The following is a 12,395-nucleotide window of genomic DNA, read 5'->3' as shown; positions in this document are numbered from 1 at the left end:
CGCGGCACTACGGCTGATCCGGGCGCCTGGATCGGTTCAAGACCATCGCGGCGCCCTCCCCTGTGGATCGATCCAAACTAAAGCACAGCTGAACCACGCACGGCATGCGGCGGCGCACAAACCGGCGACGGCGTGCCGTTATCGGCTACCGGTATCGATAGCAATCAATGGGTTGCGGACTATGGCTGAGAGAGCGGCGCAGGAATGCATGACACGATTGCGACAATCACGCGCGGAACGATTTTGTCCGCGGCGTCGCGTGCGGCCGGCAGCGGGTCGTTGTAGAGCCGAGCCCGCGCTCGGCTGCTGTTGTTCACCGCAAAGAGCAGCCGAGCGTGGGCTCGGCTCTACAGAAGAAGCGGGCTAGCTTGCGCCGTCCAGCGCCTGCCGCAATGCGGCCACGGTGGCGGTGGCGGTCTGGCTCCAGTCCGGGTCCAGCCCACGCAGGGCCGGATTCTGGAACTGCATGGCCGAGCGCCGCAGGCCCTTGGCCGAGGCGTGCAGTTCGCTGCAGCCGCTCTTCCGCGCGACCGTGGCAATGTTGGCCGGGCCCAGTCCGGCACCAGCCATCACCGTGATGCGCCCCGCCGCCTGGGTGACCAGGCCCGCCAGTACATCGGCACCGGCCTCGGCGCTTGCCTGGCCCCCCGAGGTCAATACCCGTTGGCATCCCAGCCCGATCACCTGCTCCAGTGCGGCAGGCAGATCGCGGGCGGCATCGAAGGCGCGATGGAAGGTCACCTGCAACGGCCCGGCGGCCTGCACCAGTTCGCGGCACAGCGGCAGATCGATGTTGCCTTGCACATCCAGCGCACCAATCACCACGCCATCGCAGCCCAGCGCGCGGCACTGCGCGATGTCACGCAGCATCAGTTCGGTTTCCAACGCGTCGTAGTGGAAATCACCCGGCCGCGGGCGCACCAGTACGAACAGCGGAATCGACAGGCGTTCGCGGGCAATCGCGATGGTGGCAAACGACGGCGTGGTGCCACCCTCGACCAGGTTGTCGAACAGCTCGATGCGGTCGGCCCCGCCGGCCTGCGCCGCCAACGCCGAGGCCAGCGAGTTGCTGGCGATCTCCAGGGTCAGCCGCGTGCTCACGCCTGGGTGCTCGCATAGATCGACGGCGAATCGCGCAGATCATCCTGGCGCTGCGCATCGCACACGGCGTAGACGAAGCCGCGATGCAGCGCGTAGGCGCCCACCTCGCCCTGCTTGTTCATGGCCAGGAAGCACACCTGCAGGGTCTTGCTCGCCTCCGGCCGCTTGCGCACCACACGGTCGATCGCCTCGCGGCAGGCCTGTGCCGGCGAGCGCCCCTGGCGCATCAGCTCGACCACCAGGAACGAAGCGGCGTTGCGGATCATTTCTTCGCCCACGCCCGAGGCGGTAGCCGCGCCCACTTCATTGTCGACATACAGGCCGGCGCCGATGATCGGGCTGTCGCCGACCCGGCCGTGCAGCTTCCAGGCCATGCCACTGGTGGTGCAGGCACCGGCCAGATGGCCCTTGGCGTCCAGTGCCAGCATGCCGATGGTGTCGTGGTTGTCGCTGTTGCCGGGAATACCCCGGCGCTCGGCATTGATCTGCGGCTGGTACTTCTCGGTCTTCAGCCACTCGCGCCAGGCCGCCTCGGCCTGCGGCGTCAGCAGGCGCTGGCGTTCGAAACCCTGCTGCACCGCGAACTGCTGCGCGCCCTCGCCCACCAGCAGCACATGCGGGCTGTTCTCCATCACTTTGCGGGCCACCGACACCGGATGCAGGATGTCGACCAGCGCGGCCACCGCACCACAACGGCCATCGCCATCCATGATGCTCGCGTCCAGGCTCAGCACGCCGTCGCGATCCGGGTTGCCGCAGTGGCCAACGGTCGGGTTGCACAGCTCGCTCTCGGCCCAGCGTGCGCCCGCTTCCACCGCATCCAGTGCGCTGCCGCCCTGCGCCAGCACCCTCCATGCGGCCTGGTTGGCCGGCACGCCGAAGTCCCAGGTCGAAACCACCTTGGCTCCACCCTGTGCGCGCGCGTGTACGCCCGGTAATGCTGCCATGCCTGCGGCCAGTGCGCCGGCCTGCAGGAACTGCCTGCGATCCACCATCTTCCCCTCCCAGTCTGCAATGCACGGCCGGCCCGATGCCGGTCGCAGCGATCAGTCGTGCGTGGGCTGTCGTGCGGCGTGCCAGACCGCTGCACCGAGTACGCCCAGCTGGCCGTGCTCCACGCGCCATACCGGCACCTGGCGCAGCACCTCGGTCAGCACGCCCTTGTTGAGGAAGCGCTCACGGAAGCGGCCATCGGCCAGGAAATCCTGCACATGCGCGGAAATGCCTCCGGCCAGGTACACCGAGCGCGCACCGACGGCGATCGCTGCGTCGCCGGCCAGGCTGCCCAGCCAGGCGCAGAACACCTGCAGCGTCTCCACCGCCAGCGCGTCTTCACCGCTGCGGGCGGCACCGATCAGTGCTTCGGTGCTGGTCCACACCGGGGTGACGGCGCGCAGCTCGCACATGCACGGGTACAGGTTCATCAGGCCACTACCGGACAGCACGCGCTCGTTGTCCACGTGCGCCCAGCGCTGAAGCAGCTTGCCCAGCACCTGCAGTTCCAGCGCGTTGCCGGCGCCAAGCGCGGCATGGCCGATCTCGCTGGCCAGCACCGGGCGCTCGCCATCGGCGAAACGCAGCGCGGCGCCCAGGCCGGTGCCCGCGCCCAGCACCAGCGCCGGGAACGCCTGCGCCGGATCGGCGTCGCCGTTCAGTGGCACCAGCGTCTCGCGCTGCAGGTACGGGATGGCCAGTGCCACCGCCTCGAAATCATTGATCAGCTGCAGCTCGCGCAGCCCGGACTGCGCGCGGGTGGCCGACAGCGAGACCGTCCACGGCAGGTTGGAATTGATCAGTACATCGCCATCGAGCAGGCCGGCGATGGCCACCACGGCGGTCTGCACCGGCTGGCTGAGGCCAGCGGTGAAATCAGCAAGGATCGCCGCCAGGCTGGGATGCTCGGCGCAGGCGTAGGTGCGATGGCTGCCCAGCAGCGGCGCCTGGCCGGGTTGCGTTTCAGCCAACGCCAAACGGGCGAAGGTGCCGCCGACATCGGCGACGACCAGATGGCGCGGAAGACCGCCGCGGGCGGAGTCGGAGGAAACCGGGGACGCTGCTGCGATGGTCACGCTGGCCTGCTTGGATCGATTGAATCGCCCCGATTCTCAGGCATCGGGGCGGCTTTGCCTAGCACGCCGGTGGTTCAGGTTGGCCTACATGCCTTCCTGTTCGGCCACCTGCACGCCGTCCACCAGCACGCGCAGGCGCTGCGGGCGGAAGCCGGCGAACAGCAGCGGCCGGGTGCGTTCTACCAGCACTTCATGGCCAGCAATGTGGCGCAGCCACGACTGTACCAGCGAGAACGAGAAGTGGGTGCCCGGATGCAGCGGATGCTGCACCCAGACCTTCTCGGTGGCGCTCTGCAGCAGCATCGCGCCGGTGAACCAGTGGCGGCTGAGGGTCACCGGCGTGGTGCCGGCCATGAAGCGGATATCCATGCGGGGTCCTTTCGCTGGAGAGGCCTTGCGGCGTGTCAGGGCTGGGCAGTCTGCAGGCTGTAGCTGGTGGTGGCGGTGAACACTGCACCATCAGGCTGGGTGGAGCGTACCTCGACCTTGTGGCTGCCCACCGCCAGATCGGTCGGCAGCGCGCCACGCCACAGGTGAGGCGATGCGGTGGCCTCCGGCGAACGATCGTAGCCACGCAGGCTGTTTGCCATATCGTCGGCCACGTTCTCCACCATCAGGCGCGGGTCCGGCTGGCTGACCTGCTTCATCGGCTGCCAGGCGCCGCCGTCGACGCGGTACTCGACCACGCTGGCATCCTCGCCCATGTAGACGTTGGCATAGATGCCCCATGCCGGGTAGGCCCCCTGGCGGAGCACCTTCGGTGCATGCAGGCCGATCTGTTCGCTGGCTGGCCTACCGGCCACGCGGTACTGCAGTTTGTAGCTGCCATTGCCGGCGACATCCAGCAGCGCATAGCCCTTTGGCGTGCCATCGCTCATGGTGCTGTCCGGCACGCCGGCGGCATCCTTCACCCCGGACCAGAATGCACCGCAGTTGGCACCGACATTGTATTCGTGCAGCGGCTTGTCGCCGTTCCAGCCCTCGGCCTTGCCGTGATAGACGTGCTGCTGGGTGTGGCTGTGGCCGCTGAGCACCAGCACGTTGCGGAAGTCCTTGAGCAGGTCGAACAGGCGCTGGCGGTCCGCATGACGGAAGGTCTCGCGCCCTGGCGCCGCATCGAACAGCGGAATGTGCATGCCCAGCACCAGCAGGCGGTCCTTGTGCAGGCCCTTCAGATAGCTGGCGAGGAAGGCGAACTGGTCTTCGCGCAGGCCGCCGACATACTTCGGCCTGGCCCTGGGGTCGTACACCACGTCGTCGAGGAATACGAAGCTGGCGCCGCCCTCTTCCACCGCGTAGGTGTCCGGGCCATAGATGTTGCGCCAGCTGTCCAGCGAATGGACGTCGCTGGCTGCATCGAAATCGAGGTCGTGGTTGCCCGGCACATGGAACCACGGCACGCCCAGCGAGGTGGTGACCTTGTTGATCGCCGGGTACAGGGTCAGGTCGTCGTTGACGATGTCACCCAGGGTGGTGCCCAGGCGCGCCTTGGTCTGGCCGACCAGCGGCGCCACAATCGACTGCTGGTAGTAGCCGATGTCCTTCAGGCTGGCAGTCTGCGAATCGGTGAACACCAGCATCTGGAATCCACGGCGGCTGTCATGGCGGTCCGGCTGCAGCGCGAAATCCCAGTTGCGGGTGACGTCGCCGGTGGCGGCGATGCCGCCGTACTTCAGCGCCGGCGAACCGTTCGGGCGGTAGTGGCGCCAGAACGACGGCAGGCCATCGGTCGCCTTCGGGAAGGCGTAGGCGTCCGGCTTGATAACGAACACGGTCTGGCCGTCACGCACCGGAAGGCTGTAGCTGCCATCGGCGGCGGTCTTGACGATGGTCTCGCCGTTGGAGACCTGCACCCCGGCCAGGCCCGGATCGGTGGCACCGCGACCCGGCTTCCCGTCGCGCTCCAGATAGACCTTGCCGGTGACCACGGTGTCCGCGGCCCAGGCCGGCGAGGTCAGCAACAGGCAGCACAGCCACGCGGCAGGCAGTTTCATGAGGGAGATCCGGCAGAAAGAGACCCGGTATTGTAGAGCCGAGCCATGCTCGGCTGCATTGCAGGACGGTAGTGCCGGCCGCTGGCCGGCAACCCTCAGATGCCAGGCGAACATGAGTTGCCGACCAGCGGCCGGCACTACCGCAGCTCAACGATGGCGCTTTTCCAGCACCGCGCGCGCATCCTCCAGCGACAGACCACGCGCGCGCAGCAGCACCAGCAGGTGGTACAGCAGGTCCGAGGCCTCGCCCAGCAGCGCTTCATCGTCCTGCGCCACCGCTGCCAGTGCGGTCTCCACGCCCTCCTCGCCCACCTTCTGCGCGATGCGGCGGATACCACCCTCGAACAGACTCGTGGTGTAGCTGCCCGGTGGCCGCTGCGCCTCGCGCATCGCCACCAACTGGCCCAGCCCGCCAAGGAAGTCCTTCGGCGCGCCATCGAAGCAGCTCTCCGCACCGGTGTGACAGGTCGGCCCGGCCGGGCGCGCCATCACCAGCAGCGTATCGGCATCGCAGTCCACGCTGATCGACTGCACCACCAGCACGTTGCCGGACTGCTCGCCCTTGGTCCACAGCCGCTGCTTGCTGCGGCTGAAGAAGGTCATGTGGCCGATGGCCAGCGTGGCCGCCAGCGATTCGGCACTCACATAGCCCAGCATCAGTACCTGCAGGGTATCGGCATCCTGAACCACCGCCGGCAGCAGGCCGTCACCCTTGGCCCAGTCCAGCGCCTGCAATGTGTCCAACGACGGCCTGACTTCAATAGACATCCCGCACCTCGATCTGCTGTCCGCGCAGGTAGCGCTTCAATTCTGGAATGGCGATGGCGCCGCTGTGGAACACGCTGGCGGCCAGCGCGCCGTCGACGTCGGCCTGGTCGAAGGCTTCGGCGAAGTGCTCCATCGCACCGGCACCGCCCGAGGCGATCAACGGTACCTGGCACAGTGCCCGCGCCTGTTGCAGCTGCACGACATCGTAGCCACGGCGCACGCCATCGCTGTCCATGCAGTTCAGTACGATCTCGCCCGCGCCACGCCGTTGTGCTTCGACGATCCAGTCCAGAGTGCGCAGCGGCACCGCCTGGGTCTTGTCCGGATCGCCGCTGAAACGACGCACCCGCCATTGCCCGTCGGCCTCGCGCACCGAATCGACGCCCACCACCACACACTGCACGCCGAACTCGTCGGCCAGCTCGGTGATCAGCTCCGGCCGGCCCAGCGCCGGCGAATTGATCGACACCTTGTCGGCACCGGCAAACAGCACGCGGCGCGCGGTTTCCACACTGTCGATGCCACCGGCCACGCAGAACGGAATGTCGATCAAGCGTGCGATGCGCTCGATCCACGCCACGTCGACCGAACGCGCCTCGGGGCTGGCGCCGATGTCATAGAACACCAGCTCGTCCGCCCCCTGGTCGCGATAGCGCTGCGCCAGCTCGGCGATGTCGCCCATGTCGACGTGGTCGCGGAAGCGCACGCCCTTGACCACACGGCCATCGCGCACGTCCAGGCAGGGAATGATGCGGCGGCTCAACATGCCAGTGCCTCCGCCAGATCCATGCGCTGCTCCAGCAGTGCCTTGCCGAGAATCGCACCGCCACAGCCGGCGGCACGGGCCTCGGCCACATCGGCTACGTCGCGGATGCCACCGGACGCCTGCACCGCCACACCCGGCAACAAGCCGGACAGGTGCCGATAGAGGTCGATATTGGGCCCGGCCAGCATGCCGTCGCGGGCGATGTCGGTGCACAGCAGGTGGCGCATGCCGGCGCGAGCGTAGCGCTGGGCCAGAACGTCCAGGGTCACCCCGGCGTTCTCGGTCCAGCCGTGCACCGGCAGCTGCCACTGGCCCCGTGCATCCTGGCGGGCGTCAAGCGCAATGGTGATGCGTTCGGCGCCGAATTCCTCCAGCCAGCCCACCACCTCATCGGGACGGCGCACGGCCAGCGAGCCGACCACTACGCGACCGGCGCCGGCATCGAGGATGCGCGCCACGTCGTCGCGACCGCGCACGCCACCGCCGGTCTGCACCTGCAAAGGCGTCTGCGCACGGATCGACGCCAGCAGCGGCGCAAGGGTGTAGCCACCGGCGCGCGCAGCGTCCAGGTCGACCAGATGCATCCACTGCGCGCCCTGCGCAGCAAAGGCCTGCGCGCGCGGCAGGGCGTCGTCGCCATACGAGGTTTCCTGCGCGTAGTCGCCCTGGCGCAGCCGCACCACGCGGCCGTCGCGGATATCCAGCGCGGGGTAGACGATGAAACTCATGCAGCAGTGCCCTCGAGAAAATTGCGCAGCATCAGCGAGCCGGTCTCGCCGGAGCGCTCGGGGTGGAACTGCGCGCCGTAGTAGCGGCCCTGCTCCACCACGGCCGTGAACAGGCCGCCGTGATCGCAGGCAGCAACGGTGTGGGTATTCAGCGGCGCCGCATAGCTGTGCACGAAATAGGCGCTGGCCCGCTCGGGTACACCCTGCAACAGCAGCGACTCACGTAGCGGCAGCAGGCGGTTCCAACCCATGTGCGGCACCCGGATGCCGCAGGCCGGTACCAGCTTGCGCACCACCCCGGGAATCAGCCCCAGCGTTTCCACGCCGGCTTCCTCGGAGCGCTCGAACAACAGCTGCATGCCCAGGCAGATGCCCATCAACGGCACTTCCAGCCGCTGCAACGGCTCGACCAGGCCCTGCGCATGCAGGCGCTGCATGCCGGGGCCCGCCGCACCGACGCCGGGCAGGATCACCCGCTGCGCGCCGACCAGCCCATCGGCATCGCGCACCAGCCGAACGCTGGCGCCAAGGCGTTCGAGCGCATAGCGCACCGAACCAAGATTGGCACCGCCCGCGTCGATCAGCGCTACGTCACTCACAGCGCCCCCTTGGTGGTCGGCAACGCCGTGCCCTGCCGGGCCAGCGCCGGCCGCAGCGCGCGCGCCAGCGCCTTGAAGCAGGCCTCCACCTTGTGGTGATCGTTGTCGCCGCGTACCTGCAGGTTGAGGTTCAGGCCGCTGGCATCGCACAGTGAGCGGAAGAAATGCGGCACCAGCTCGGTCGGCATGTCGCCCACCCGTTCGCGCTTGAACTCGCCCTCGAACACGAAGTACGGGCGGCCACTGAAGTCCAGCGCAGCGCTGGCCAGCGTCTCGTCCATCGGTAGGGTGAAGCCGTAGCGGCCGATGCCGCGCTTGTCGCCCAGCGCCTCGCGCAGCGCCTGGCCCAGGGCCAGCCCGGTGTCTTCGATGGTGTGGTGCTCATCGATGTGCAGGTCGCCCTCGGTTTGGATGTCCAGCGCGAAGCCGCCGTGCTTGCCGATCTGTTCCAGCATGTGGTCGAAGAACGGCAGGCCGGTGGAGATGCGTGCATCACCCGCGCAATCCAGGTCCAGTTCGACGCGGATCTTCGTTTCTTTCGTGTTGCGCTGGACCACGGCGGTGCGCGGCGCATCGGCCAGCGCATGGGCAATGCCCGGCCAATCCCACTCGCCACCAAACTGCGCGGTGCGCAGCTGGAAACCGCGGATGTTGAGGTTGTCGGCAAACTGCAGGTCGGTGATGCGATCGCCGACCATGCCCGAACGCGCCCAGTCGATGCTGCGGTCCTGCAGATAAGCCGTCATCAGTCCGATGCCCGGCTTGCGGGTCGGCGCATTGTCGTGCGGCCAGCTGCAGTCGATCAGCACGTCACGAAAAGTGATGCCCTGGCTTTCGAAGATCTGCAGCATCAGCTCGTTGGGGCCATCGAAGCTGGCACGCGGGTAGCTGTCGCTGCCCAGGCCATCCTGGTTGGTGACGATCACGAACTGGTAGCCGGCATCCCGCAGCTTCAGCAGCGCCGGGATCACCTGCGGCACGAAGCGCAGCTTCTCGTAGGCGTCGATCTGGAAATCGGACGGCTCCTCGATGAGGGTGCCGTCGCGGTCGATGAACAGGATCGGGGTCATGCTGCGGCCCTCCGCGCCGACAGGGCCGCAAGCACGCGGTCATTCTCTTCCGGGCTGCCGATACTGATGCGAAGCGCATCGCCCAGCTGCGGCGCCGCGCGCTGGTCGCGCACCACCACGCCCGCAGCCAGCAGCGTATCGAACGCGGCCTGCGCATCGGCGAAGCGCACCAGCAGGTAGTTGCCCGACGAGGCATACACGCGGCGCACGCCGGGCAGGCCGGGCAGCGCCGCAAACAGGCGTTCACGCTCGGCAATGACCGTGGCCACGCGTTCGGCGGTGCGCGCCAGTGCGGCCGGTTGCAGTGCCTGCACCGCCAGTTCGGCGCAAGGGGTCGGCACCGGATACGGCGCCTGGCAGCGGCGCAGCACGGCAATCAGTTCCGGTGCGGCGATAAGGGTTCCGATGCGCGCGGCGGCAAGAGCGTGCGCCTTCGACAACGTGCGCAGCACCGCCAGATTCGGGTTCACGGCCAACAGCGTGGTCGCCGACGGACGCTGCGCGTACTCGACATAAGCCTCATCCACCACCACCAGTGCCTGCCCGCGCAACGCCCTGGCCACGCGCTCGACCTCGACCAGGGCGATATCACTGCCGGCGGGGTTCGACGGTGCGCACAGGAACACGAGCCTGGCATTGCGCGCGGTGGCGGCCTCGATGACCGCATCCAGATCGGCGCGCAGGCCGTCTTCGCCGTCCACCAGCGGCACTTCGATCAGCGGGGCGCCCTGCAACCGCGCACACACGGCGTACATGCCGAACACCGGCGGCGTGACCAGCACGCCATCACGACCGGGCACGCACAGCGCGCGCACCAGCAGATCGATCGCCTCATCACTGCCGCGCCCGACCAGCAACTGCTGCGGCGTTACCCCGTACAGCGCGGCCAGGCTCTCGCGCAGCGCCGGTGGCTGCGGTTCGGGATAGCGCCGGCTGCTGCCGTCGGCATCGGCCGGATTGGCCCAGGCCGATTCATTGGCGTTCAACCAGACCTCGCCCTGCACCGCCGCGCTGCGTGCCGAACTGTAGCCGGCAAAGGCCTGCAGATCCGGGCGTACCAGTGCCAGCACGTCATCAATGGCAGCGCTCATGCGGCGGCCTCCATACGCAGGGCAACCGCACGTTCGTGCGCGTCCAGGCCCTCGGCACTGGCGATGATGCGCGCGCAGCCGCCGATCGCGGCCAAGCCGGCGGCACTGGCGCTCTGCACGCTGATCAGGTTCTGGAAGCTGGCAACGCTGACGCCACTGTAGGCACGCGCGGCACCGGCGGTCGGCAGCACGTGGTTGGTGCCGCTGCAGTAGTCGCCCAGTGCTTCGGGGGTGTAATCCCCCAGGAACACCGAGCCGGCCGCCTGCACCTTGTCCAGCCACGCGCGCGGGTCGCGCAGGGCCAGGATCAGGTGCTCGGGCGCATAGCGGTTGCTGATCGCGAAGGCTTCCTCCAGCGAATCGACCTGGATCAACCGCGAAGCCGACAATGCCTGGCGTGCGATCTGCTGGCGCGGCAGCAGGGCCACCTGGCGCTCCACTTCGGCCTCGACCGCCGCCAGCATCGCGGCATCGTCGGTCAACAGCAGCACCTGTGAATCCGGGCCGTGCTCGGCCTGCGACAGCAGGTCGGCGGCGACGAACGCCGGATTGGCGCCCGCATCGGCAATCACCAGCACTTCGGAGGGACCGGCCGGCATATCGATGGCGGCGGCGCCATCCTGCGCGACCTGCTGCTTGGCTTCGGTGACGAAGCTGTTGCCGGGCCCGAACAGCTTGTCGCAGGCCGGAACGCTGGCGGTGCCATAGGCCATCGCGGCGATCGCCTGCGCGCCGCCCAGCTTGAACACGCGCCGCACGCCGGTCAGCCGCGCGGCCACCAGCACGGCCGGATCAGCCGTGCCGTCGGCGCGCGGCGGCGTGCACAGCACCACCTGCGGGCAGCCGGCCAGCTGCGCTGGCACGCCCAGCATCAACGCGGTGGACGGCAATGGCGCGCTGCCAGCAGGTACGTACAGGCCCACCCGGCCGATCGGGCGCGGCATGCGTTCGCAGACCACGCCCGGCGCGGTTTCCACGGCATACCCCATACCCATGCCGGCGGCGTGGAAACGGGCGATGCGTTCGGCCGCTTCGACCATGGCCTGGCGCAGCTCGGCGGGGACGGCAGCTTCGGCCGCTGCGAACTCCGCTTCGCTCACTTCGAACGATGGCAGCTCGACACCATCGAAGCGTGCGGTGATAGCACGCAGCGCGTCGTCTCCCTGTACGCGCACTTCTGCAATCAGCGTGGCCACCGCGTCGCGGGTCTGTTGTGCCACGGTCTGCACCGGGCGGGTCAATGCCGCGCTGCGCGCGGCCTCATCAAGTCGGGACCAGATCAGACGGTTCATGCCAGCGACCGCTCCACGCTCAACACCATCAGGCCCTGCGCGCCAGCGCGCTCCAGTTCTTCCATGCGCTGCCAGCTCAACGGGCCAGGGCACATGGTCTGCAGGCGCAGCGCACCGCCATCGGCCGGCAGCCGCACCAGCGGCTCGGCATCGGCCAGCAGCTGTGCCAGCGCATCGACGCGATCCTCGCTGGCGCGGAACATCAGCAGCTTGCGGTCCTGGCGCTGCACCACGCCGTCGAGACGGCGCAACAGCATCGCGCGCAGCGACGCGCGTGCGTCATCCGGCACGCGCACCGCACCGGCCAGTACCGCTTCGCTGTCGAGCAGGTTGTGCACCGGGGTCAACTGGTTGGCGCGCAGCGTGGCGCCGCTGGAGACCAGGTCGCAGATCAGGTCGGCGGTACCCAGGCGCGGCGCGATTTCCACCGACCCGGACAGCTCGACCACCTGCGCATCCACGCCCTGCTCATCCAGCCACTGCTTGAGGATCGCCGGGTAACTGGTGGCGATGCGGGTGCCGGCGAGCTGCGCCGGGCCCTGCCACTGCCATTCCTCGGGCACCGCCAGCATCAGCCGGCACTGGCCGAAGCCCAGCCCGCGCAGCGCCTGGTAGGCATCGGGCAGGCCAATCTGACGGCGGGCCGCGGCCTGCTCATCCAGCTCGTTGCGGCCGACGATGCCGAGGTCGCAGACGCCATCGGCGATCAGGCCCGGGATGTCGTCGTCGCGCACCAGCAACAGGTCCACCGGCAGCGATTCGCCGTAGCAGAACAGCTTGTCGCGGCTCTCGCGCCAGCTCAGGCCACAGGCACTGAGCAGGTTGCGGGCGGGCTCGGCCAGCCGGCCACTCTTCTGGATGGCGATACGCAGCCGGTCGCGTGCCGGCGCTGCCTGGGTTGCACTCATGGGGGAGGT

At 68.5% G+C, this 12,395-nt stretch carries 13 protein-coding genes; all 13 read right to left on the bottom strand.

Annotation, left to right across the window (positions count from 1 at the left end):
• Positions 1-363: 363 nt before the first annotated feature.
• On the bottom strand, positions 364-1,101 hold the full coding sequence (locus ACZK29_RS09495; RefSeq protein WP_111205053.1) for a copper homeostasis protein CutC: 738 nt from the start codon (positions 1,099-1,101) through the stop codon (positions 364-366).
• Positions 1,098-2,096, bottom strand: a complete 999-nt coding sequence (locus ACZK29_RS09490; RefSeq protein ID WP_111205054.1) for a glycosylasparaginase — start codon at positions 2,094-2,096, stop codon at positions 1,098-1,100. The genes ACZK29_RS09495 and ACZK29_RS09490 overlap by 4 nt, the downstream gene beginning before the upstream one ends.
• A 51-nt stretch (positions 2,097-2,147) precedes the next feature.
• Positions 2,148-3,170 carry a glucokinase gene (locus tag ACZK29_RS09485; protein WP_111205055.1) on the bottom strand — a complete coding sequence of 341 codons (1,023 nt, stop codon included), beginning with the start codon at positions 3,168-3,170 and terminating at the stop codon, positions 2,148-2,150.
• A gap of 84 nt (positions 3,171-3,254) precedes the next feature.
• Entirely contained in the window at positions 3,255-3,539 is a 285-nt protein-coding gene (locus ACZK29_RS09480; protein WP_005409434.1) for a hypothetical protein, read from the bottom strand.
• 35 nt (positions 3,540-3,574) lie between these two features.
• Complete coding sequence (locus ACZK29_RS09475; RefSeq protein ID WP_111205057.1) at positions 3,575-5,164, bottom strand: calcineurin-like phosphoesterase C-terminal domain-containing protein; 1,590 nt, start codon at positions 5,162-5,164, stop codon at positions 3,575-3,577.
• A 147-nt stretch (positions 5,165-5,311) separates the two neighbouring features.
• Positions 5,312-5,932 (bottom strand): bifunctional phosphoribosyl-AMP cyclohydrolase/phosphoribosyl-ATP diphosphatase HisIE, encoded by a 621-nt coding sequence (gene hisIE, locus ACZK29_RS09470; protein ID WP_478446981.1) that lies wholly within the window; start codon positions 5,930-5,932, stop codon positions 5,312-5,314.
• On the bottom strand, positions 5,922-6,698 hold the full coding sequence (hisF, locus tag ACZK29_RS09465) for an imidazole glycerol phosphate synthase subunit HisF (RefSeq protein WP_005409431.1): 777 nt from the start codon (positions 6,696-6,698) through the stop codon (positions 5,922-5,924). Before hisF ends, hisIE begins: the two co-directional genes overlap by 11 nt.
• Positions 6,692-7,426, bottom strand: a complete 735-nt coding sequence (gene hisA, locus ACZK29_RS09460; protein ID WP_478446980.1) for a 1-(5-phosphoribosyl)-5-[(5-phosphoribosylamino)methylideneamino]imidazole-4-carboxamide isomerase — start codon at positions 7,424-7,426, stop codon at positions 6,692-6,694. The genes hisF and hisA overlap by 7 nt, the downstream gene beginning before the upstream one ends.
• Entirely contained in the window at positions 7,423-8,025 is a 603-nt protein-coding gene (gene hisH, locus ACZK29_RS09455; RefSeq protein WP_006436751.1) for an imidazole glycerol phosphate synthase subunit HisH, read from the bottom strand. Before hisH ends, hisA begins: the two co-directional genes overlap by 4 nt.
• Entirely contained in the window at positions 8,022-9,095 is a 1,074-nt protein-coding gene (hisB, locus tag ACZK29_RS09450; RefSeq protein WP_478446979.1) for a bifunctional histidinol-phosphatase/imidazoleglycerol-phosphate dehydratase HisB, read from the bottom strand. The genes hisH and hisB overlap by 4 nt, the downstream gene beginning before the upstream one ends.
• Positions 9,092-10,186: a histidinol-phosphate transaminase gene (gene hisC, locus ACZK29_RS09445; protein WP_478446978.1), complete on the bottom strand. Its 1,095-nt coding sequence runs from the start codon at positions 10,184-10,186 to the stop codon at positions 9,092-9,094. Before hisC ends, hisB begins: the two co-directional genes overlap by 4 nt.
• Positions 10,183-11,478 (bottom strand): histidinol dehydrogenase, encoded by a 1,296-nt coding sequence (gene hisD, locus ACZK29_RS09440; RefSeq protein ID WP_478446977.1) that lies wholly within the window; start codon positions 11,476-11,478, stop codon positions 10,183-10,185. Before hisD ends, hisC begins: the two co-directional genes overlap by 4 nt.
• A complete protein-coding gene (gene hisG / locus ACZK29_RS09435) occupies positions 11,475-12,386 on the bottom strand; it encodes an ATP phosphoribosyltransferase (RefSeq protein WP_019338500.1) in 912 nt (303 codons plus the stop codon). Before hisG ends, hisD begins: the two co-directional genes overlap by 4 nt.
• Between the last annotated feature and the right edge of the window lie 9 nt (positions 12,387-12,395).

This window comes from Stenotrophomonas sp. 89682_Sma (assembly GCF_056481405.1).
The sequence above is the reverse complement of the archived record's forward strand: the minus strand, read 5'-3'. Positions and strand labels throughout refer to the sequence as shown.